The sequence below is a fragment of the Streptomyces sp. R-74717 genome (assembly GCF_047305335.1).
GTDB classification, from domain to species: Bacteria; Actinomycetota; Actinomycetes; order Streptomycetales; family Streptomycetaceae; genus Streptomyces; species Streptomyces atratus.
In genome coordinates, this window is sequence record NZ_CP102361.1 from 7478533 (window position 1) to 7500000 (window position 21468).

The 21468-nt window shown below is 68.2% G+C and carries 23 protein-coding genes and 1 pseudogene; 16 read left to right on the top strand and 8 right to left on the bottom strand.

Annotated elements, in window-relative coordinates:
- Window positions 1–131: 131 nt before the first annotated feature.
- The 3 genes from fabG (at window position 132) to NRF20_RS34305 (ending at window position 2185) form a co-directional block, all read left to right on the top strand.
- Window positions 132–851, top strand: coding sequence for a 3-oxoacyl-[acyl-carrier-protein] reductase (gene fabG, locus NRF20_RS34295; protein ID WP_093895775.1), 720 nt, complete (start codon window positions 132–134; stop codon window positions 849–851).
- Between the two features lie 5 nt (window positions 852–856).
- Window positions 857–1624 (top strand): enoyl-ACP reductase FabI, encoded by a 768-nt coding sequence (fabI, locus tag NRF20_RS34300; RefSeq protein WP_093895776.1) that lies wholly within the window; start codon window positions 857–859, stop codon window positions 1622–1624.
- Window positions 1625–1792: 168 nt separating this feature from the next.
- A complete protein-coding gene (locus NRF20_RS34305) occupies window positions 1793–2185 on the top strand; it encodes a hypothetical protein (RefSeq protein WP_398632321.1) in 393 nt (130 codons plus the stop codon).
- Here the strand turns inward: NRF20_RS34305 and NRF20_RS34310 are convergent.
- Window positions 2182–2856, bottom strand: a complete 675-nt coding sequence (locus NRF20_RS34310) for a FadR/GntR family transcriptional regulator (RefSeq protein ID WP_398632322.1) — start codon at window positions 2854–2856, stop codon at window positions 2182–2184. The genes NRF20_RS34305 and NRF20_RS34310 overlap by 4 nt on opposite strands.
- 127 nt (window positions 2857–2983) lie before the next feature.
- Here NRF20_RS34310 and NRF20_RS34315 point away from each other — a divergent pair, with 127 nt between their 5' ends.
- The 4 genes from NRF20_RS34315 (at window position 2984) to NRF20_RS34330 (ending at window position 5377) form a co-directional block, all read left to right on the top strand.
- Window positions 2984–4288 carry a CynX/NimT family MFS transporter gene (locus NRF20_RS34315; protein ID WP_413753871.1) on the top strand — a complete coding sequence of 435 codons (1305 nt, stop codon included), beginning with the start codon at window positions 2984–2986 and terminating at the stop codon, window positions 4286–4288.
- A 26-nt stretch (window positions 4289–4314) separates the two neighbouring features.
- A complete protein-coding gene (locus NRF20_RS34320) occupies window positions 4315–4425 on the top strand; it encodes an SGM_5486 family transporter-associated protein (protein WP_266365722.1) in 111 nt (36 codons plus the stop codon).
- A 152-nt stretch (window positions 4426–4577) separates the two neighbouring features.
- A complete protein-coding gene (locus NRF20_RS34325) occupies window positions 4578–4784 on the top strand; it encodes a hypothetical protein (protein ID WP_398632324.1) in 207 nt (68 codons plus the stop codon).
- A 74-nt stretch (window positions 4785–4858) separates the two neighbouring features.
- Window positions 4859–5377, top strand: a complete 519-nt coding sequence (locus NRF20_RS34330) for a SixA phosphatase family protein (RefSeq protein WP_398632325.1) — start codon at window positions 4859–4861, stop codon at window positions 5375–5377.
- Window positions 5378–5503: 126 nt separating this feature from the next.
- Here NRF20_RS34330 and serB read toward each other — a convergent pair whose 3' ends face one another.
- Window positions 5504–6760: a phosphoserine phosphatase SerB gene (gene serB, locus NRF20_RS34335; protein WP_114243806.1), complete on the bottom strand. Its 1257-nt coding sequence runs from the start codon at window positions 6758–6760 to the stop codon at window positions 5504–5506.
- 391 nt (window positions 6761–7151) lie between these two features.
- Between serB and NRF20_RS34340 the strand changes: the two genes are divergently transcribed.
- Window positions 7152–9740 carry an FHA domain-containing protein gene (locus NRF20_RS34340; protein ID WP_413753872.1) on the top strand — a complete coding sequence of 863 codons (2589 nt, stop codon included), beginning with the start codon at window positions 7152–7154 and terminating at the stop codon, window positions 9738–9740.
- A 95-nt stretch (window positions 9741–9835) separates the two neighbouring features.
- On the opposite strand, the gene NRF20_RS34345 is transcribed toward NRF20_RS34340, so the two are convergent.
- The gene (locus NRF20_RS34345; RefSeq protein ID WP_413753873.1) at window positions 9836–10597 is read right to left on the bottom strand and encodes a transglycosylase SLT domain-containing protein; all 762 of its coding nucleotides are present in this window, start codon (window positions 10595–10597) and stop codon (window positions 9836–9838) included.
- Window positions 10598–10883: 286 nt separating this feature from the next.
- Window positions 10884–11120 (bottom strand): annotated as a pseudogene (locus tag NRF20_RS34350) (S-adenosylmethionine:tRNA ribosyltransferase-isomerase); the annotation flags it as partial.
- Between the two features lie 452 nt (window positions 11121–11572).
- Here NRF20_RS34350 and NRF20_RS34355 point away from each other — a divergent pair.
- From NRF20_RS34355 to NRF20_RS34365, 3 genes are all read left to right on the top strand, one after another.
- Window positions 11573–12718: a GAF domain-containing sensor histidine kinase gene (locus NRF20_RS34355; protein WP_398634918.1), complete on the top strand. Its 1146-nt coding sequence runs from the start codon at window positions 11573–11575 to the stop codon at window positions 12716–12718.
- The gene (locus NRF20_RS34360; RefSeq protein ID WP_093895785.1) at window positions 12711–13355 is read left to right on the top strand and encodes a response regulator; all 645 of its coding nucleotides are present in this window, start codon (window positions 12711–12713) and stop codon (window positions 13353–13355) included. Before NRF20_RS34355 ends, NRF20_RS34360 begins: the two co-directional genes overlap by 8 nt.
- A gap of 145 nt (window positions 13356–13500) precedes the next feature.
- Entirely contained in the window at window positions 13501–13749 is a 249-nt protein-coding gene (locus NRF20_RS34365; RefSeq protein WP_266362536.1) for a chaplin, read from the top strand.
- Window positions 13750–13893: 144 nt separating this feature from the next.
- On the opposite strand, the gene NRF20_RS34370 is transcribed toward NRF20_RS34365, so the two are convergent.
- Window positions 13894–14679, bottom strand: coding sequence for a hypothetical protein (locus tag NRF20_RS34370; protein ID WP_398634920.1), 786 nt, complete (start codon window positions 14677–14679; stop codon window positions 13894–13896).
- A gap of 143 nt (window positions 14680–14822) precedes the next feature.
- Here NRF20_RS34370 and NRF20_RS34375 point away from each other — a divergent pair, with 143 nt between their 5' ends.
- The 4 genes from NRF20_RS34375 (at window position 14823) to NRF20_RS34390 (ending at window position 18046) form a co-directional block, all read left to right on the top strand.
- Window positions 14823–15620, top strand: a complete 798-nt coding sequence (locus NRF20_RS34375) for an ABC transporter ATP-binding protein (protein WP_266362540.1) — start codon at window positions 14823–14825, stop codon at window positions 15618–15620.
- Between the two features lie 91 nt (window positions 15621–15711).
- Entirely contained in the window at window positions 15712–16140 is a 429-nt protein-coding gene (locus NRF20_RS34380) for an NfeD family protein (protein WP_413753874.1), read from the top strand.
- 146 nt (window positions 16141–16286) lie between these two features.
- Window positions 16287–17216: an SPFH domain-containing protein gene (locus tag NRF20_RS34385; protein WP_093895790.1), complete on the top strand. Its 930-nt coding sequence runs from the start codon at window positions 16287–16289 to the stop codon at window positions 17214–17216.
- A gap of 62 nt (window positions 17217–17278) precedes the next feature.
- Window positions 17279–18046: a sulfite exporter TauE/SafE family protein gene (locus NRF20_RS34390; protein ID WP_413753875.1), complete on the top strand. Its 768-nt coding sequence runs from the start codon at window positions 17279–17281 to the stop codon at window positions 18044–18046.
- A 62-nt stretch (window positions 18047–18108) separates the two neighbouring features.
- Here NRF20_RS34390 and NRF20_RS34395 read toward each other — a convergent pair whose 3' ends face one another.
- The 3 genes from NRF20_RS34395 to NRF20_RS34405 form a co-directional block, all read right to left on the bottom strand.
- The gene (locus tag NRF20_RS34395) at window positions 18109–18615 is read right to left on the bottom strand and encodes an HNH endonuclease (protein WP_266362546.1); all 507 of its coding nucleotides are present in this window, start codon (window positions 18613–18615) and stop codon (window positions 18109–18111) included.
- Between the two features lie 155 nt (window positions 18616–18770).
- Window positions 18771–19301, bottom strand: coding sequence for a YbhB/YbcL family Raf kinase inhibitor-like protein (locus tag NRF20_RS34400; protein ID WP_398634922.1), 531 nt, complete (start codon window positions 19299–19301; stop codon window positions 18771–18773).
- 52 nt (window positions 19302–19353) lie between these two features.
- Window positions 19354–20136: a sporulation protein gene (locus tag NRF20_RS34405; protein WP_266362551.1), complete on the bottom strand. Its 783-nt coding sequence runs from the start codon at window positions 20134–20136 to the stop codon at window positions 19354–19356.
- A gap of 73 nt (window positions 20137–20209) precedes the next feature.
- Here NRF20_RS34405 and NRF20_RS34410 point away from each other — a divergent pair, with 73 nt between their 5' ends.
- Entirely contained in the window at window positions 20210–20851 is a 642-nt protein-coding gene (locus NRF20_RS34410; RefSeq protein ID WP_266362553.1) for a DNA-3-methyladenine glycosylase, read from the top strand.
- Window positions 20852–21468: the final 617 nt, after the last annotated feature.

Here is a 21468-nt window from a genome sequence, read left to right on the forward strand (position 1 = left end):
TTCGTTCAGAGCGGGCACTGTAGGAACCCCACAGTGCCCGGCGGAAGGCGCTGTCAGGGGCCGATTGCTTGCGGAGCGGGTGGTACCGATAGGTTTTCGAGGTACCAGACCGCTATCGAAAGGGTGATCCGTTGAGCCGCTCGGTTCTCGTCACCGGAGGAAACCGGGGCATCGGCCTCGCCATCGCCCGCGCTTTCGCCGAAAATGGCGACAAGGTCGCGATCACCTACCGCTCCGGCGAGCCGCCCCAGGTACTCACCGAGGCGGGCTGCCTCGCGGTCCGCTGCGACATCACGGACGCCGAACAGGTGGAGCAGGCCTACAAGGAGATCGAGGAAAAGCACGGTCCCGTCGAGGTACTGGTCGCCAACGCCGGTATCACCAAGGACCAGTTGCTGATGCGGATGTCCGAGGACGACTTCACGTCCGTACTCGACACCAACCTCACCGGCACCTTCCGGGTCGTCAAGCGTGCCAACCGCGGCATGCTGCGCGCCAAGAAGGGGCGCGTCGTCCTCATCTCCTCCGTCGTCGGGCTCCTCGGCTCGGCCGGCCAGGCGAACTACGCCGCCTCCAAGGCAGGTCTGGTCGGCTTCGCCCGGTCGCTGGCCCGTGAACTCGGCTCGCGGAACATCACCTTCAACGTCGTCGCACCCGGCTTCGTCGACACCGACATGACCCAGGTGCTCACCGAGGAGCAGCGCAAGGGCATCGTGTCCCAGGTGCCGCTCGGCCGCTACGCGCAGCCCGAGGAGATCGCCGCCGCAGTGCGCTTCCTCGCCTCCGACGACGCGTCGTACATCACTGGAGCCGTCATTCCCGTTGACGGCGGATTGGGCATGGGTCACTGATCACCATGAGTGGAATCCTCGACGGCAAGCGCATCCTCATCACCGGTGTGCTGATGGAGTCGTCCATCGCCTTCCACACCGCCAAGGTGGCCCAGGAGCAGGGTGCCGAAGTCATTCTGACCGCCTTCCCCCGGCCCACGCTGACGGAGCGCATCGCCAAGAAGCTGCCGAAGCCGGCCAAGGTCATCGAGCTGGATGTGACCAACGCCGAGCACCTGGACCGTCTCGCCGGTCTGGTCCGTGACGAGCTCGGTTCTCTCGACGGCGTCGTGCACTCCATCGGCTTCGCGCCGCAGGACGCGCTCGGCGGCAACTTCCTGAACACCCCGTTCGAGTCCGTCTCCACCGCGATGCACGTCTCGGCGTTCTCGCTGAAGTCGCTCGCCATGGCCTGCAAGCCGCTGATGAGCGAGGGCGGCTCGATCGTCGGTCTCACCTTCGACGCGCAGTACGCCTGGCCGCAGTACGACTGGATGGGCCCGGCCAAGGCCGCGCTGGAGGCCACCTCCCGCTACCTCGCGCGTGACCTGGGCAAGGACGACATCCGCTGCAACCTGATCTCGGCCGGACCGATCGGCTCCATGGCCGCGAAGTCCATCCCGGGCTTCTCCGAGCTCGCGGACGTGTGGAACACCCGCTCCCCGCTGGCCTGGAACATGTCGGACCCGGAGCCGGCCGGCCGCGGTGTCGTCGCCCTGCTCTCGGACTTCTTCCCGAAGACCACGGGCGAGATCATCCACGTCGACGGTGGCGTGCACATGATGGGCGCCTGATCCCGCACAACAGGCTGTGACACGGCCGCGTACCGCCTCCGATCAGGCGGTACGCGGCCGTCGTGCGTCCGCGCCCGGCCCCGACCCGCTCAAGTCGAAAAGATGGTCGATCCACCGCAGAATGTGGTGGAACCGGACTTTTGGTCAGGCTGCGGGGAGGAGGTCGCTGTGCGCTCCACACGTCGCCGAACCTGGGCACTGCCGGCGGCCTCCATAGCCGTCGCCGCACTTCTCGCCCCTGTATGCATATCCATGGCGGGGCGGGCAGGAGCCGGGGCGTCCGCGCCCGTCGCTCCGACCCCTGACCCCGCCGGATCCGAATGCCGTACGTCGGTCCGGGGCTCCCGGGTCGTCGCCTACTGCCACAACCCGTACCCCTCCACCGACCGCGTGCAACTGCACACAGAATGCCGCCGCTGGTGGGACATAGACGCGGACGCCACCCCGGTCGACGTGGGACCGGGACAGACCGTGCGGCTCGACGACCGCTGCTGGAAGGAAGTCGGCTCCGTCTGGATCACACACCGGGTGCAGAACACGCTCCAGCGCCGTCCGGCCTAGACCCGGTCCACGAGACAACTCAGCGCATGACTCGCGGCCTCGGCCGCCGCCGTCTCCGCGTCCCCGGCCCGGATCGCCTCGACCAGCCGGCCGTGGTCCATATGATTCTCCGGCCGCAGCTCATGACCGATATCGACCCTGAGATAGTCGCGCAGCAGATCGCCCAGGTCGGCGTAGAGGCCGGTCAGCACGTCGTTGTGCGAGGCCGCGACCACGGCCAGATGCAGCGTCGCGTCCGCCGCGACGAACGCCTCGGCGTCGCCCGCGGCCCAGGTCTCCTCCCGGCGCGCCATGAGCGCGTCCAGCTGCTTCAGATCCCGCTCGGTGCGCCGGGCAGCGGCCAGCCGTGCCGCCGACGACTCCAGGGTGGAGCGCAGCTCGGCGACATGGCGCGGATCGGCGGAGGCGAAACGGCGGTGCATCACCCCGGCCAGTTCGCTGATGGCGACGACATAGGTGCCCGAGCCCTGCCGGATGTCGAGCAGGCCGTTGTGTGCGAGCGCGCGCACGGCCTCGCGGACGGTGTTACGGGCCACCCCCAACTGCTCCACCAGCTCGGGCTCGGTGGGAATCCGTGAACCCACGGGCCACTCGCCCGAGGTGATCTGATTCCTCAGCTGGGCAATCACCTGGTCGGCGAGTGCCGAACGCCGCGGAGACGTCAGCGCCATGGTGCTCCTTGCTCGGGTTGCTGGGGTGATGAGGGGTGATGGGGTTGCTCTGCTTGCAGCGAATGGTCTCAGAGGAGCTCTCGGAGGATTGGACAATCAATCATCCCATGATTCTATGATGGGCCTCATGCCCGACGACGAGAGCCAGTACCGGACCCGGACCCTGAGTCCCGCCATCACGGCGGACGCCCCCACGAAAACCCCGGCCCCGCAAGCCCCGCAGACGGCGCAGGCCGCCGCCGGGCCTTCCCCATGGCTGCTCCGGCTGGTCACCATCGGACTCGTCCTCACCGCGCTCAACCTCCGCCCCGCCATCACCAGCCTCGGCGCCCTCCTCGAAGAGGTGCAGGACGGGCTGCACATGAGCGCCGGCGTCGCCGGTGTCCTCACCTCAGTACCGCCGCTCTGCTTCGCGATCTTCGGCATCATGGCGCCCCGCCTCGCCCGCCGCTTCGGCCCGGGCGCGGTCGTCTGCGCCGGCATGATCGCCATCACGGCCGGTCTGGTGATCCGGCCCCTCGTCGGCGGCGCGGCCGGCTTCCTCGCCGCGAGCGCCCTCGCCCTCATGGGCATCGCCGTCAGCAACGTCCTGATGCCGGTGATCGTCAAGCGCTGGTTCCCGGACCGCGTCGGCTCCATGACCGGGCTCTACTCGATGGCCCTGGCCCTCGGTACCTCGCTCGCCGCCGCAGTGACCGTGCCCATGACCAATGCGCTGGGCGGCAGCTGGAAGGCGGGCCTCGGCATCTGGGCCGTGCTCGCCGCCGCCGCGATCCTGCCCTGGATCCCGCTGGTACGGGACCGGCGCGGCGCCCCCGGGCAGCCCGCCGCCCACCACCAGGACGTCCCGGCGCTCAGGATCACCCGCAGCCGTACCGCGTGGGGCCTCGCCTGCTTCTTCGGCCTGCAGGCCACCGCCGCGTACATCACCATGGGATGGATGCCTCAGATCTTCCGCGACGCGGGGGTCTCGGCCGGTACGGCAGGCGTTCTGCTCGCCGTGACCATGGCGATGGGCGTGCCGCTCGCCTTCGTCATCCCTCGAGTCGCCACCCGGATGAAGACCCAGGGCCCGATAGTCGTCCTCCTCGGCAGCTGCGGGCTCATCGGATACGCGGGCCTCTACCTCGCACCGGCGGGCGGGGCCTGGGCCTGGGCGCTGCTCCTCGGCATCTCGAACTGCGCCTTCCCGCTCGCCCTGACCATGATCGGCATGCGGTCCCGCAGCGGCGCCGGAGTGGTCCGGCTGTCCGCGTTCGCACAGTCCACCGGCTATCTGATCTCGATCCCCGGCCCGCTGCTCGTCGGCGTGCTCCACCAGCACAGCGGTGGCTGGGGGCTGCCGATCGCACTGATGGCGGGCCTCATGGTGCCGCAGATGGTGGCCGGAATCCTGGCCGGGCGGGACCGGACGATCGAGGACGAATGCTGAGATGCGAGACTGAGCACATGTCTCCTGTGCTCGACCCGAATCCCCAGAACGGTCAGAAGAAGCTCCTCCTCGTGCTCGGGGCGATGCTGCTGGTCACCGTGATCATCGCGGTGATCGCCTCGGTCGCATCCCCCTGAGCCGCGCGGCCCCCGGCGGCCGATGGTGGGGCTGGCACCACCATCCCCTAGGGGGCCAGGGTCAGGGTCAAGTGGGTGGGTCACCGGATGGGACCGGCACCCCCGCATCCGTAGATTCTGGGTATCAGAACCGATGACCCACGGAGGCGGACATGTCGGCCCGTACGCACACCCGGTCCACCCACCCGGCCACGGGCAGCGTCGAGGTCCGGCTGCCGTGGTGGGCCGTCGCGCTGCCCGCGATCGGGTTCGCCGCGCTCCTGCTGTTGATCGTGGGATCCGGCGAGTCACACGCGGCGACGACCGACCCCGCGGTCGGCCGGTTGCTTGAGCGAATCATGACCCTGATGACCCGCTGAGGGCTTCCGCGCCCACCGCAGGAGCCCTTCAACACCCTGCGCCGGGCGGCACATTTCGTGCGAAGCTGAGGTGTATGAGCGTCGATACACCTCGCAGGATCGTCTTTCTCAGGCATGCAAAGGCGGAATGGTCGCAGGATTCCGACCATGAGCGGCCGCTCGCGGAGCGGGGCCGCAAGGATGCCCCCGTCGCAGGCCGCAAACTCGTCGACTCCGGGATCGTCCTCGATCTGGCCCTCTGCTCGACCGCTGTCAGGACGCGCGAGACGTGGAAGCTGGCGGTGCACGAGATGCCGCACCGTCCCAGGACCGTGTACGAGGAGCGACTGTACGAGGCGTCTCCCGGCGAACTGATCGCCCTGATCAACGAGACCCCCGACGATGTGCACGACCTTCTGGTGATCGGCCACAACCCCGGTATGCACGCCGTCGCCGACGCCCTCTCGGAATCGGGGGAGGGCGACGCCCTGGCCCGGATGAATCGCGGCGGCTTCCCGACCGCCGCCTTCGCCGTCGTCGAGTTCTCCGGCTCCTGGAAGGGTGTGGAGCACGGAGTGGGCAAGCTGGTCGAGTACTGGACGCCCAACGACTGATCCCGCTGCCGTACGGCTCCCGCTGTCGTACGAGCAGGGCCCCGGTACGGAAACGATGCTGTTGGTTAATCCGTTAACCAACAGCATCCGGAAACGACCGGGGCCCTGCTCGTAGGCGGGTACGCGTCAGTCGACGAGACCGTCGGCGGCCTCGACCTCCTCGCGGGTGATGCCGAGCAGGTACAGCACCGTGTCCAGGAACGGTACGTTCACCGCGGTGTGCGCGGCCTCGCGGACCACCGGCTTGGCGTTGAAGGCCACCCCGAGCCCGGCGGTGTTCAGCATGTCGAGGTCGTTCGCACCGTCACCGATCGCCACGGTCTGTGCCAGCGGCACCCCGGCCTGCGCGGCGAAACTACGCAGCAGCCGGGCCTTGCCGGCCCGGTCGACGATGTCGCCGACGACCCGTCCGGTGAGCTTTCCATCGACCACTTCCAAGGTGTTGGCAGAGGCGAAGTCGAGCCCGAGCCGTTCCTTCAGATCGTCGGTCACCTGGGTGAACCCGCCCGAAACCACGCCCACTTGGTAACCGAGCCGCTTCAGCGTACGGATCAATGTGCGGGCGCCCGGTGTCAGCCGCACCTCGGCGCGCACCTTGTCCACCACCGACACATCGAGCCCGGCCAGCAGCGCCACCCGTGCGTGCAGCGACTGCTCGAAATCGAGCTCGCCGCGCATCGCCTGCTCGGTGACCTCGGCGACCTTGTCCTCGCAGCCGGCATGGGCGGCGAAGAGCTCGATGACCTCGTCCTGGATGAGCGTCGAGTCGACGTCCATGACGACCAGCCGCTGTGCCCGGCGGCTCAGCCCGGCCGACACCACCGCCACATCGACACCGATCCCGGCAGACTCCGTCGCCAGTGCCGTCCGCAGCTCCTCGGTCCCGGTGCCGGATACCGCGAACTCGACTGCCGTGACCGGGTACTTCGCGAGCCGGAAGATCCGGTCGATGTTCCCGCCGGTCGAGGTGATCGTGGCCGCTATGGCGGCGGTCGACTCCGCGGTCAACGGGTGCCCGAGCACCGTCACATGGGAACGCCCGTAGCCACGCGGCCGGTTGTCACCCGTACCGGAGATGATCTCGGCCTGCAGCTTCAGCGAATCGGCCCAGCTGTGCACGGTCGCCCGCAGGTCGCCCTCGGTGGTGCCGCCCGCGGTCGGGGCGGTGACCAGCGCGCACAGGACGATGCGGCCACGGGTGACGACCTGCTCGATGTCGACGACATCGACCGAGTAGGCGGCGAGGGTGTCGAAGAGCCCGGCAGTGATTCCGGGGCGGTCCTTCCCGAAGATCTTCACGAGAAGGGTGGGTGTGTCCGTGCCCTGACGGGACTCAGGGGGCTCAGGAGACGGGGAGGACTGAGGTGGCTGAGATGCGCTCATGGTGCTCCCACCGTATCGGTCCGCCTCATCGCACCGGAGGCCCGTCCCGAGGACCGGACAGCGCGTCGTCCCCGTACCCCCGCCCGGAGGAGCACAGGCGCGGCGACGGACGGCACGCGCTCGGGCACGCCCGGCGACCGGGGGCGGATCCGAGCGGACCGGGGTGCCTCGGACCGGCCTGTTCGCTCACGGTCCGCACGCACTCATACGCACTCATGGGACTTGCCGCTCTCCGAGCTCGTCCCTCCTGATTCGACGGCACAACGACGCAGGTCTCGGCAGGGTCTTCACCCTGCCCGACTTTCGTATCGGGGACTGCTCCTGGAATAGTTCCCCACGATGTTCAGCATCCCTAGACTCCCTGTGACGGGGGTAACTCGGGGGACAACTAGTGGGGCGCGGAGTGCCGGAACTCGTACTGGAATTGAATGGCAGGACCTGGACGCTCGATCCGTCCAGGTCGTACACCCTTGGGCGCGATCCGCAGGGCGACCTGACGATCGACGACGCCAGGGTGTCGTGGCGGCATGCCACGATCAGCTGGGGGGGCCACAGTTGGTTCATCGAGGACCACGGCAGCACCAACGGCACCTATGTGCAGGGCCGGCGGATCCATCAACTGGAAATCGGGCCCGGCTCCGCCGTGCACCTGGGCAATGCCACTGACGGACCGCGGCTGAGCATCGGCGCCGCAGCGGGCGCCGATGTGTACAGCGGGCAGGGCGCGGGCGCGCAGCAGGCCCCCGTCCAGCAGCCCCAGCAGGGTGGCGCCGGCTGGCCCGGCCAGCAGGCCCCCGTTCCGCCGCAGCAGCAACAGCCGCAACAGGGTTGGCAGCAGGCCCCTCAGGTCCAGCCGCAACATCAGCCCGCGCAGCCCCAACAGCCCCAGGTCCCGCATCAGCAGGGCATGGCGAAGACGCCCGGCGCGGGCGGGCCCGGCGGTGTCGCGGGGGCGCCGCCGGTGTACGGCGACCGCAGCCCGACCACGTTCCACCAGCTGGCCCTCGGCCGCGTCATGCGCATCGGTCGTGCGCTCGAGAACGAACTGGTCGTCTCCGACCTCCAGGTCTCGCGCCACCATGCCGAGTTCCACGCGACGCCCGACGGCCGCTTCGAGATCCGTGACCTCGGATCCCACAACGGCACCTACGTCAACGGCCAGCCGCTCTCCAAGTCCGGCTCCGCGCTCATCGGACCGAACGACATCGTCGGCGTCGGTCACTCGACCTTCCGCCTGGTCGGCGACCGGCTCGAGGAGTTCGTCGACACCGGTGAGGTCTCCTTCTCCGCCCGCCACCTCACGGTGACGGTCGACGGCGGGAAGCAGATCCTCAAGGACGTCTCCTTCGGCGTCCCGGAGAAGTCGCTCGTCGCGGTCATCGGTCCGTCAGGATCCGGCAAGTCCACCCTGCTCAAGGCGCTCACCGGCTACCGGCCCGCCAACCAGGGCGATGTCCTCTACGACAACCGGAACCTGTACAAGCAGTTCGCCGAGCTGCGCCAGCGCATCGGTCTGGTTCCGCAGGACGACATCCTGCACAAGGAACTCACGGTCACCAAGGCCCTCAAGTACGCGGCCAAGCTCCGCTTCCCCGCGGACACCACCGAGGCCGAGCGCCAGGCCCGGATCCTCGAAGTCCTTGCCGAGCTCAAACTCGACATCCACAAGGACAAGAAGGTCACCTCGCTCTCCGGTGGCCAGCGCAAGCGTGTCTCCGTGGCCCTGGAGCTGCTCACCAAGCCGTCGCTGATCTTCCTGGACGAGCCGACCTCCGGCCTCGACCCGGGCATGGACCGCGATGTCATGCAGCTGCTGCGCGGCCTGGCCGACGACGGCCGTACGGTCCTCGTCGTCACGCACTCCGTCGCCGAGCTGGCGATCTGCGACAAGCTGCTCGTCATGGCGCCGGGCGGTTCCGTCGCCTACTTCGGTCCGCCGGAGGAAGCGCTCAACTTCTTCGGCTACACCACCTGGGCCGACGTCTTCTCCGCGTTCGAGAACTACCGCGACTACGACTGGGCGGGCCGCTGGCGCGGTTCGCAGCACTACCAGATGTACGCCGCGGACATCGACGCCGTTGCCGCGCAGTCCGTACACATGCCGCCCCCGCAGCAGATGCGCCCGCCGAAGCCGCAGAGCTGGTCGGCCCAGCTGTGGACGCTGATGCGCCGCTACGTCTCGGTGATCGCGTCCGACAAGGGCTTCATGGGCCTGATGGTGATCCTGCCCGCCGTGCTCGGCATCGTCAGCGTGGTCATCCCGGCCAAGTTCGGCCTGGCCCCGCCGGACCCGCCGTCCCGGTTCAACAGCGCTGCTGGAACGATCATGCTGATTCTCGCGGTCGGCATGTGCTTCTCCGGCGCGGCCAACTCCGTACGAGAACTGATCAAGGAACGTGTCATCTACGAACGGGAACGAGCCACCGGTCTGTCCCGCTCCGCCTATCTGATGTCCAAGGTGATCGTCCTCGGCGTGATCACGGCCATCCAGGGCGTCATCATCTGCGGCATCGGCTTCGCCACTCGCGAGTTGCCCGCAGAGGGCCTGATCATGCCGCCGGCCGTCGAGATCTGCCTGACGATCATCGCGCTCGGCTTCACCTCGATGATGTTCGGCCTGGTGATCTCCTCACTGGTGAAGACTGCCGAGAAGACCATGCCGCTGCTGGTCATGTTCGCCATCGTCCAGGTCGTCTTCACCGGCATCCTCTTCCAGGTGTACGGATCGCCCGGCCTGGAGCAGTTCGCCTGGCTGATGCCGTCCCGCTGGGCCATCGCCGGCGCGGGCACGACGCTCGACCTCTCGCACCTCATGGCGCCGTGGGATCCGAAGAACCCGACCGACCTGGACCCGCTGTGGGAGCACTCTGCCGGTCAGTGGGGGATGAACATCTCGGTACTGCTGTTCCTCGGCATCATCTGCGGCATCGTGGTCGCGCGACTGCTGCGCCGCCACGAGCCGGAGGTCATGCGCAAGTAGGCGCGGGCGCCGGCACGCAACGCCGAAGGGCGGCACCCCGCGCGGGGTGCCGCCCTTCGGCGTTGCGCATGTCGTCCGAGGACGTCCGGAGTCGATCAGTATGCGCTGTTGACGTTGTCGATCGAGCCGTAACGGTCGGCGGCGTAGTTGGCCGCGGCGGTGATGTTGGCGACCGGGTCGTAGATGTTCGTCGAGGTGCCGGGAACGTGGTACGCGTTGAACGTCGGCTGGATGACCTGCAGCAGGCCGCAGGACGGGGTGCCGTTCTGGGCGTTGATGTCCCAGCCGTTGACCGCGTTCGGGTTGCCGGTGGACTCCCGCATGATGTTGCGGTGCAGACCGTCGTACGAGCCGGGGATGCCGTGGGCCTTCATGATGGCCAGGGCCTGGCTGATCCAGCCGTCCAGGTTGTTGGCGTAGACCGGGATACGGGCCTCGGAGCGGCTGGCGGCCTGCGCCTCGGTGCGCTCGGCGACGGCCTTGGCCTTCACCTGGGCGGCGGCCTTGGCCTCGGCAGCGGCGGCAGCCTTGGCCTTCGCGGCGGCCTGGGCCTTCGCCTTGACGGCGGCGGCCTTCTTGGCCCTGGCGAGGTCGGCGGCCTTCACCAGCTGCTCGGCGGTGGAGTGCTGCTCGATGATGCTGGCCTGCACGGCCTTGACCTGCGGAGTACCGGCGACCGATGCCAGGACCACGGGGGCGGCGGACACGGGAGTCTGCGCCTCGGGCTTGCCTTCGGCATTGGCGGGGACGAGCGAGAACGAGAGCGATGCGACAGCGATGGCGGAGATACCCGCGACGGAGAGCTTCTGGGTCTTGTTCAGGCGACGACGGCGGCCGGGGATGCTGGACACGGACATACAGGACCTCTAACGAATCGCGGGAGTCCTCACGGAGGACGAAGACGGGAAGCGGTGTTTTCGCATCTCCGTCGGGGACGAGTGCAATTCTTAGCGCCAGCAAAATCCCGTGGCAAAGGTGTGACGTACGACCCCGGATAGTGGATCACGGCCGCGCTCGAACGTGACGGCCCGCGCTCATGCCCACTGATGTGGTGCTTATGTACCCACTAGCCGGCTTCGTAAGTGACGTGGGTCCTATGCCCGGCCTCACACCGACCGTGTAACAAACTCACCAACCGTTGCTTCAGCAATTCGGAGTGTGAGGTTCCGGCTCTGGAGGCAGTGGATGGATGTCCCCGGACTCATGCCGGAGGTACCGATGGCGCAGCGCCTGGGCATATCTGTACGCCAGGGCATCCCGCCCCGCGACCGCCTCCAGCATCAGCAGATGCGAGGCCTCGGGCTCGTGCGGCCCGGTCAGCAGGCCGCCCACCGCCCGCACGCCCAGCCGCGGCGCCACCACCAGAGCCGTCCACCCAGCCCCTTGGAAGCATCCGTAATCATTGCGACAGGCATGACAACCGTCCCGTGGTTACGTGGGCAAGCGCCGATGAACCTCGGCAATCCCAACGCAGAAACGCCGCTCCACACCGCGCCTCGTCCAAGAGCCGCTTCACCACAAGGCACTTCGGTCTGGACCGACAGGACCTGGACCGGACCTAGGCCGACCGGCAAATGGGGGGCGGCGTCGTGGGGCTGGGCACGCGCATCTGCCGCGTTGTCGTCAATCACCATGGCTCCTTCCCCAAGCTCTCGGCTGCGCTCGAGCAGGGGAGACCCCAACTGTCTCAATCCTCCGCCTTGCAGCTGCACGCACCCAGCCCCGCTCCTTCTCCCACCCCCCCCATTGCCGGTCGGTCCTAGTCCCTGCGTCCTGATCGGCACCGTCCACAGGCCGATACGGCGCCCCCGCCCCGCCGGTACGGTGAGGCCATGAGTCATCGCCCACAGTCGGGTCTCGCAGCGGTGAGCGCCGCGCTGCTCGCCATGAGCCGGCATCTCGAAGTGCGTGATGTCCTGAAGACGATCGTCGCCTCGGCCCGCCGGCTGCTGGACGCCGAGTACGCCGCCCTGGGCGTCCCCGACGACCACGGCGGCTTCGCCCAGTTCGTCGTCGACGGCGTCAGCGACGAGCAGTGGAAGGCCATCGGTCCCCTGCCCCGGCAGCACGGCATCCTCGCCGCGATGCTCCACGAGGCGAAGCCCGAGCGACTTGCCGACGTCCGCAAGGATCCCCGCTTCGAGGGCTGGCCCGCCGCCCACCCCGACATGTCCGACTTCCTCGGCCTGCCCATCAGGGACGGCGACGAGACAATCGGCGCGCTCTTCCTCGCCAACAAGCGCTGCCCCAAACCCGAGGGCAGCTGCGGCTTCACCGCCGAGGACGAGGAACTGCTGTCGATCCTTGCGCAGCACGCGGCGATCGCCCTCACCAACGCCCGGCTGTACGAACGCAGTCGCGAGCTCACCATCGCCGAGGAGCGCTCCCGGCTCGCCCATGAGCTGCACGACGCGGTCAGCCAGAAGCTGTTCTCGCTGCGGCTGACGGCCCAGGCCGCCACCGCCCTGGTGGACCGCGACCCGGCCCGCGCCAAGGGCGAGCTCCACCAGGTCGCCGCGCTCGCCGCGGAAGCCGTGGACGAGCTGCGTGCCGCCGTCGTCGAACTGCGCCCGGCCGCGCTCGACGAGGACGGCCTCATCGCCACACTCCGTACCCAGATCCAGGTCCTGGACCGTGCCCACGCGGCCAGGGTCACCTTCGAGAGCCTGGGCGTACGGGCCCTGCCCGCCGCCCAGGAAGAAGCGCTGCTCCGGGTCTCCCAGGAGGCCCTGCACAACGCACTGCGCCACTCGGGCGCCGAGCACGTCGACGTCACCCTGGACCGGCACGGCAACGGCGCGCTGCTGCGGATCACCGACGACGGCAGCGGCTTCGAACCCACGGCGACCCGGCAGGCAGGCCGCCACCTGGGCCTGGTGTCGATGCGGGACCGCGCAAGCGGTGTCGGCGGAAGGCTCACCGTTGAATCGGCGCCCGGCAAGGGCACCATGATCGAGATGGAGGTACCCGGTGGCTGACAAGATCATCAGGGTGCTGCTGGTCGACGACCACCAGGTGGTCCGCCGCGGTCTGCGTACATTCCTGGAGATCCAGGACGACATAGAAGTGGTCGGCGAGGCGTCCGACGGCGCCGAGGGGGTGGCCAGGACCGAGGAGCTCCGCCCCGACGTCGTCCTGATGGACATCAAGATGCCCGGCACCGACGGGATCGAGGCCCTGCGCAAGCTCCGCGAGCTGGAGAACCCGGCCAAGGTCCTCATCGTCACCAGCTTCACCGAGCAGCGCACCGTGGTCCCCGCCCTGCGAGCCGGAGCTTCCGGTTACGTATACAAGGACGTCGACCCGGACGCCCTGGCCGGTGCCATCCGCTCGGTGAACGCGGGCCACGTCCTGCTCCAGCCGGAGGTCGCCGGAGCCCTGCTCGCCCAGGACGACGCGGGCGGCGGTACGGGGCGGGGCAGCACCCTCACCGAACGGGAGCGGGAGGTACTGGGCCTGATCGCCGACGGCCGGTCCAACCGCGAGATCGCGCGGGCACTGGTCCTCTCCGAGAAGACCGTCAAGACACACGTCTCGAACATTCTGATGAAGCTCGATCTCTCGGACCGGACCCAGGCGGCCCTCTGGGCCGTCCGGCACGGGGCCGCGGGCTGACCGGCACCGAAGCGGAATGTCCCCCTCCAGGCCGAGATTCATACTGTCGGGTGTATGTCACCCGGACGGCGCAACCTGTGCGACCCCGAGGCGTTCTCCAGGGTGCTGCGGCGGCTGGCCGCAGCCACGCTAGGAGGATCCTGAAGTGAAGAACCTGAAGAAGGCCGCAGCCGTCACCATGATCGCCGGTGGAATCATCGCCGCCGGTGCCGGTGCGGCCTCCGCCACCGGCCACGGCGCCGGCGCCCACGGCGCCGCGACCCACTCCCCGGGCGTGGTCAGCGGCAACGTCGTCCAGGTCCCGGTGCACATTCCGGTGAACGTGGTCGGCAACACCGTCAACGTGATCGGCCTGCTCAACCCGGCCTTCGGCAACTTCGGCCTGAACGGCTGACCGACCTCACGGTCCTGTGTCGCCGGCCGGGTGCGTCGAGCCCGCCCGGCGACATCCAAAGGTCCGGCACACTCGAGCCCGTCCGGCGATCGAAGACGAAACGGCTCCCGGACGACTCCGGGCGACAAGGCACCTCGCCCGGGCCTATCGTTCCCGCTCCCGCTCCTCCACATACGCGTTGTACGCGGCAACCTGCGCCCGCCGGGCCACCCGCTCCACCGGTCTCAGCGTCTCCTGCCGAGCCGCGATCTCCGACGCGCTCACCGCCCCGCCGTGCCCGTTCTCGTACGCCACCGAGATCAACAGCCCGACCCGCTGCGCCAGCTCCAGCACCCGTACCGCCCGCGGCGGATACCCCGGAGCCAGCACCTCGCGCCCCCGCTCCGTCCGCGCCCGGTACGCATCCACCGCCGCCTCCGCCACCGGCCCGGAACCGGCCACATCCAACCGCGACAGCACCGCTGTCGCATCCCGCAACGCCTCGGCGAGCTCCCGCTCCGCCTCGCCCAGCGACGGCACATCGGCCGGCGGCGCCTCCCGTACCGGCAGACAACGCCACACCACCTCGACGTGCAGATCCCCGTCCGGCCCCACCTCACGCACCTCGGGAACCAGCCCGTACGGCGCACCGAACGCGACCACCGCCTCCTCTGCATCCAACGCCCGCGCATTGAAGTCCGGCGGCCCGCTCAACCCCAGTGGATGCCCGGGCGCCGGCAGCGCGACGCGGAATCCGGTCACCCCCAGACTCCGCAACCGTCCGAACGCCAGCGTGAGCCCGACAGGCCCCGTCTCACCCGGCAGTCCCTCGACGCGGTGCACCGCGTCCTCCCCGACAATGGCGAGCGCCGCGTCGTCCGGCGACACAAGTCCGGCCAGCAGTGCGTTTCCCCAAGCGGCCAGCAGCCCTGAGCGTGGTTCCGAAAGCATGGGAACAGCCTAGGGAACGGACCCGGGGCCTGTCCTCACACGGGCCCAGCGCCGGGAGCTCTCCCGTGGTGGCGTAGATTTCCCTGGGAGCTGTGCCCACAGGCACGCGACGATCTCGACACTGCATGGGGAGACAACGCGCCATGAGCGATGTACTGGAGCTGGTGGACGTATCCGTGGTCCGCGACGGACGCGCTCTGGTGGACGACGTCTCCTGGCAGGTCAAGGAGGGGGAGCGCTGGGTCATCCTCGGCCCGAACGGCGCCGGCAAGACCACGCTCCTCAACATCGCGTCCAGCTACCTCTTCCCGAGCACCGGCACCGCCAAGATCCTCGGTGAGCAGCTCGGCGGCGTCGGCACCGATGTCTTCGAACTCCGCCCCCGCATCGGTATCGCGGGCATCGCCATGGCCGAGAAGCTGCCCAGGCGTCAGACCGTTCTGCAGACGGTGCTCACCGCCGCCTACGGCATGACCGCCACCTGGCACGAGAACTACGAGGCCGTCGACGAGGAGCGCGCCCGCGCCTTCCTCGACCGGCTCGGCATGACCGATTACCTCGACCGCAAGTTCGGCACCCTGTCCGAGGGCGAGCGCAAGCGCACCCTGATCGCCCGCGCCATGATGACCGACCCCGAGCTGCTGCTCCTCGACGAGCCCGCCGCGGGTCTCGACCTCGGGGGCCGCGAGGACCTGGTCCGCCGCCTCGGCCGACTGGCCCGCGACCCGTACGCCCCCTCCATGATCATGGTCACCCACCATGTCGAGGAGATCGCCCCCGGCTTCACCCACGTCCTGATGATCCGCCAGGGCAAGGTGCTCGCCGCGGGCCCCATGGAGACCGAGCTCAGCTCCCGCAACCTCTCCCTCTGCTTCGGCCTGCCGCTCGTCGTCGAGCACACCGGCGACCGCTACACGGCCCACGGACTGCCGCTCTCGTAGCCGCAGCCGGACGACGCTCTCCGGACACAACCGCCGCAGCCGCCCGCCCGCGCCCTGTCCGTGAGGGCACCCGCAGTCCTACCATGACCACGTGGACATCGACGCGTGGGTGTGGTGGCTGATCGGCGCGGTGGGACTGGGCATCCCGCTCGTCCTGACCGCGATGCCCGAGTTCGGCATGTTCGCCGTCGGAGCGGTCGCCGCGGCAGTCGTCGCGGCACTCGGCGGCGGCATCGTGGCCCAAGTGCTGGTATTCGTCGCGGTCTCCGTGGCCCTCATCGCCGTGGTCCGCCCGATCGCCGCCAGACACCGTGCCGACCGGCCCCAACTCGCCACCGGCATCGATGCGCTGAAAGGCCGTCAGGCCCTCGTCCTGGAACGGGTCGACGGCAGCGGCGGCCGGATCAAGCTGGCCGGAGAGATCTGGTCCGCCCGCGCACTCGACGAGGGCCAGATCTTCGATCCGGGCCAACAGGTCGATGTCGTCGACATCGACGGAGCTACGGCAGTCGTCATGTGACCGAACCACCCACACAACAGAGCGCGTTCTGTCAGACTCGAAGTCGATCATCATGAGATCGGGGCCGTCGAGGCATACGGCCCCTCCCGCGATCTCGACCTCGATCAGCGCGATCCGTCGGCAACCGAAGGGCAACGAGGAACACGATGCAACCGATCATCATCGTCCTGATCATTCTGGTGGTGCTCGTCTTCATCGCCCTGATCAAGACGATCCAGGTCATCCCGCAGGCCAGCGCCGCCATCGTGGAGCGCTTCGGCCGCTACACCCGCACGCTCAACGCAGGCCTGAACATCGTCGTTCCATTCATCGACTCCATCAGGAACCGCATCGACCTCCGTGAACAGGTCGTGCCGTTCCCGCCCCAGCCGGTGATCACCCAGGACAACCTGGTCGTCAACATCGACACCGTCATCTACTACCAGGTGACCGACGCAAGGGCCGCGACCTACGAAGTCGCCAGCTACATCCAGGCGATCGAGCAGCTCACCGTCACCACCCTTCGCAACATCATCGGTGGCATGGACCTGGAGCGGACCCTGACCTCCCGCGAGGAGATCAACGCCGCCCTCCGCGGAGTCCTCGACGAGGCGACCGGCAAGTGGGGCATCCGCGTCAACCGCGTCGAGCTCAAGGCGATCGAACCGCCCACCTCCATCCAGGACTCGATGGAGAAGCAGATGCGCGCCGACCGCGACAAGCGCGCCGCGATCCTCCAGGCCGAAGGAACCCGGCAGTCCGCGATCCTCACCGCCGAGGGCGAGAAGCAGTCCGCGATCCTGCGCGCCGAAGGTGAGGCCAAGGCCTCGGCCCTGCGCGCCGAGGGCGAGGCCCAGGCCATCCGTACGGTCTTCGAGTCCATCCACGCCGGCGACCCGGACCAGAAGCTCCTCTCGTACCAGTACCTCCAGATGCTCCCGAAGATCGCCGAGGGCGACGCCAACAAGCTCTGGATCGTGCCCAGCGAGATCGGCGACGCCCTCAAGGGCCTCAGCGGGGCCTTCGGCAACCTCGGCAACGGCGCCCCCGGATTCGACACCGGCAAGGAACGCCGAGAGCAGCCCCCGGTCGACTGACGCGTACACGCCCTCGTGCATGATCAGTGCACCAAGCACCGATCACGCACGGGGGATTCACCATGACCACCTGGGAGATACTTGCCGTCTTCGTCGCGGGCATCAGCGCCGGCACGATCAACACGATCGTCGGATCGGGAACGCTGATCACCTTCCCGGTGCTGCTCGCCACCGGCCTGCCCCCGGTCACGGCCACCGTCTCCAACGCCCTCGGTCTGATCCCCGGTTCTGTCAGCGGGGCCATCGGCTACCGCGTGGAACTCGCAGGACAGGGCCGCCGCGTCCTCAAGCTCGCCATCGGCGCCCTGATCGGCGGCCTCACCGGGGCCACCCTCCTGCTGGCCCTGCCCTCCACGGCCTTCGAGACGATCGTGCCGATCCTGGTTGCCCTGGCCCTCGTCCTGGTCATCCTGCAACCACGCATCAGCAAAGCGGTCCAGCGCCGCCGCGAACACACCGGCACCCCCGCCCGCCCCGACGGCGGCCCGCTCCTCTTCGTCGGACTGATGCTCGCCAGCATCTACGGCGGCTACTTCACCGCCGCCCAGGGGATCATCTACCTCTCCCTGATGGGCATGCTGCTCGACGACACGATGCAACGCCTCAACGCCGTCAAGAACGTCCTGGCCGCCGTCGTCAACAGCATTGCCGCGCTCTTCTTCCTCTTCGTCGCGGACTTCGACTGGACGGCTGTCGCACTGATCGCGGTCGGCTCCGCACTCGGCGGCCAGATCGGCGCCAAGATCGGCCGCCGCCTCAGCCCCACCGTCCTGCGCATACTCATCGTCGCGGTCGGCACGGTCGCCATCGTCCAGCTGATGCTCCGATGACACACGGATGCCCACCTCCGCAAGGAGACGGGCATCCAATACGACAACATGCGTACGCCGGGCTACGCCGCGGTGCGGTCCAGCCACTCCGGCAGCGCCGACCGCTCACCTTTCCCCAGAGCCAGCAGCATCGCCTCCGCCGGAGACGGTACGAACGGCTGCCGCAGCAGCGGCATCCCCGCCTGCTCCGGCGTCCGGGCCGCCTTGCGGTGATTGTCCTCGGCGCAGGACGCCACCGTGTTCAGCCAGGTGTCCTGACCGCCCTGGGCACGCGGCACCACATGGTCGACGGTGCTCGCCCGCCGCCCGCAGTACGCGCACCGGTGCTGGTCCCGTATCAGCACGCCCCTTCTGGACCACGGAGCCTGTCTTCGGAACGGCACCCGTACGTACCGGCAGAGCCTGATCACCCGGGGCACCGGAATGTCCACAGCGGCGCCACGCATACGGAGATCGGGGTGCGACTGCTCGACGACAGCCTTGTCCTGCAGAATCAGCACCACCGCACGGTTCAGCGTCACCGTCGACAGCGGCTCGAAGCTCGCGTTCAGTACCAGCGTGTCCCGCATCTCGCCCACCTCCCGTGTGCCGCCCGCCCCCTGGCAGGCCCGGATCAACTCTGGCTGGGCAGGCCGTGATGGACAACGCAATAAAAATGCCCTGCCCTGATCTCTCCAGGACCAGGGCAGGGCAAACAGCAGGGGAACTCTCGGATCACCGGGTACTAGGCGGGACCCGTGTACTCACCGATCAGCTGAGCACGGCCCAGCGTGTGGAACCGCAGATTGAATCCGACGACCGCGGGCGACACATCGCTGTCGACACCCAGCTTCTCGCTGTCCACCGCGTACACGGTGAAGACATAGCGGTGGTTCTCACCGGCCGGCGGCGCGGCACCGCCGAAGTCCTTCGACCCGTAGTCGTTACGGACCTGTACGGCACCGGCCGGCAGGCCCTCGAACTTCCCGCTGCCCGCACCGGCCGGCAGCTCCGTGACCGACGCCGGGATGTCGAAGAGCACCCAGTGCCAGAATCCGCTGCCCGTAGGAGCATCGGGATCGAAGCAGGTCACGGCGAAACTCTTGGTCCCATCCGGGAATCCCTCCCACCGCAGCTGCGGCGAAGTGTTCCCGGCCGCGAACACCTGGGCATCCGCCAGCACAGCTCCGGGTGCGAGATCCTCGCTCACCACTCTGAACGACGGCACCTCGGGATGGAAGTCGTGCGGCAGCGGCGCCCTCTTCGGTTCGGTCACGTCAGCACCTCTCCTGATCGCTCTCCTGCTGTCAGCAGGTCTCCCACCGACCCTAGAGCCAGTTGCGCTGACCGCCGACCTGGGCGAGCCACTGATTGAGGTACGCGGCCCAGTCGGTCCCCTGGAAGTCGTTCAGCCCGACCTTGAACGCGCGGTACGAGTCACTGCCCTCGCTGAAGAGCCCCGGCTTCTTGTCCATCTCCAGGACGACGTCCATCTCGCGGTCGTCCGCGACGAACGTCAGCTCCACCTGGTTCAGCCCGCGGTACTGCTGCGGCGGGAAGAACTCGATCTCCTGGTAGAACGGCAGCCGCTGGCGCGTACCGCGAATGTGGCCGCGCTCCATGTCCGCACTGCGGAAGCCGAAGCCGAGCTGCCCGAAGGCGTCGAGAATGGCCTGCTGGGCCGGGAGCGGGTGCACATTGATCGGGTCCAGGTCGCCCGAGTCCAGCGCCCGTGCGATCTCCAGCTCCGTGGTCACGCCGATGTTCATGCCGTGCAGATGCTGACCGGCGAACATCGTGATCGGCGTCTCCCACGGAATTTCGAGCCCGAACGGTACGACGTGCACGGCACCGGCCCGCACCTCGAACGCGCCACCGAGCCGAAGCTTGGTGAACTCGATGTCCTGCTTCGTCTCCGCGTCCTGACCCTCGACCTCGACCCGGGCCTGCAGACCGACGGAGAGCCCCTCGATCTGCTGATCCACGGATCCGCCCTGGATCCGTACCTCGCCCTGGACGACCCCACCGGGTACGACATTGAGTTCGGTCAGCTCGGTTTCCACCGAAGCACCACCGGCACCCATGCTCGCGAGCAGCCGCTTGAAGCCCATGTTTACTCCTCCTTGGTCCTGACCCCTACATACGCGCCACGACCGTAGTCGGTTCCCGGTAACCTCGAACGCCATGATCGAGGGCTTGGACCGTACGCCACTGACACGCGACTTCTTCGACCGCCCCGTACTGGACGTGGCACCCGATCTCCTGGGCCGGACTCTGGTGCGCACCACCCCCGACGGCCCCATCGAGCTCCGCCTCACCGAGGTGGAGGCCTACGCCGGCGAGATCGACCCCGGATCGCATGCGTTCAGAGGTCGCACCCCGCGCAACAGCGTCATGTACGGACCACCCGGCCACGCGTACGTCTACTTCACGTACGGCATGTGGCACTGCCTCAACCTGGTGTGCGGTCCGGAGGGCAAGGCCGGCGGTGTCCTGCTCCGCGCCGGTGATATCCAGGTCGGCGCCGACCTCACCCGCAAACGTCGAATCTCGGCCCGTAATGACAAGGAACTGGCCAAAGGCCCGGCCCGACTGGCCACCGCTCTCGATGTCGACCGCGCACTGAACGGCACCGACGCCATCGCCCACCCCGGCGCCCCGCTGTTCGTACTGCACGGCACCCCACCACCCCGCGACCAGGTACGCAACGGTCCGCGCACCGGAGTGGGCGGCGACGGAGCCCCACACCCGTGGCGCTTCTGGATCGACGGAGACCCCACGGTGAGCCCCTACAGAGCCCATGTGCCACGCCGCCGCGCAACTTGACTCGCCCCTGGGAGCCGCCTAATGTAGCCCGAGCCGCTTGAAACGGGTAGTCCTATCGGTATGGTCCATCGGACCACCCCGAGCATCCGGAAGCGGCCAACCACTACCTACGACTCACCCTGGCGGGTGCGAATTCGGCATGCCGTAATTCGTCCTCATCGACTCGATTATGAGTCGCCAAGGAAATCGGTTAACGTAGTGGACATGCCGAAAGGCAAAGGTCACTCCAAAGGCCGCCGGAATTCAAATTCGGACCGGGAGCGGAACGAAAAAGAATCTGGTAACGTTGGAAACGCCGGAAAGGGAAACGCGAAAGCGAAGAACTGGAAAGCGGCCCCGCTTCGACCGGGAATCGGACACGAAAGAGTCTGATAGAGTCGGAAACGCAAGATCGAAGGGAAAAGCCCGGAGGAAAGCCCGTGAGGGTGAGTACAAAGGAAGCGTCCGTTCCTTGAGAACTCAACAGCGTGCCAAAAGTCAACGCCAGATATGTTGATACCCCGGCCTGCTTCGGCAGGTTGGTGGTTCCTTTGAAAGTCCTGCCGGGCCTCACGGTTCCGGTGGGCAATTTATACAGCGAGGACGCTGTGAACGATCGGTCTTATTCCGGCTGATCG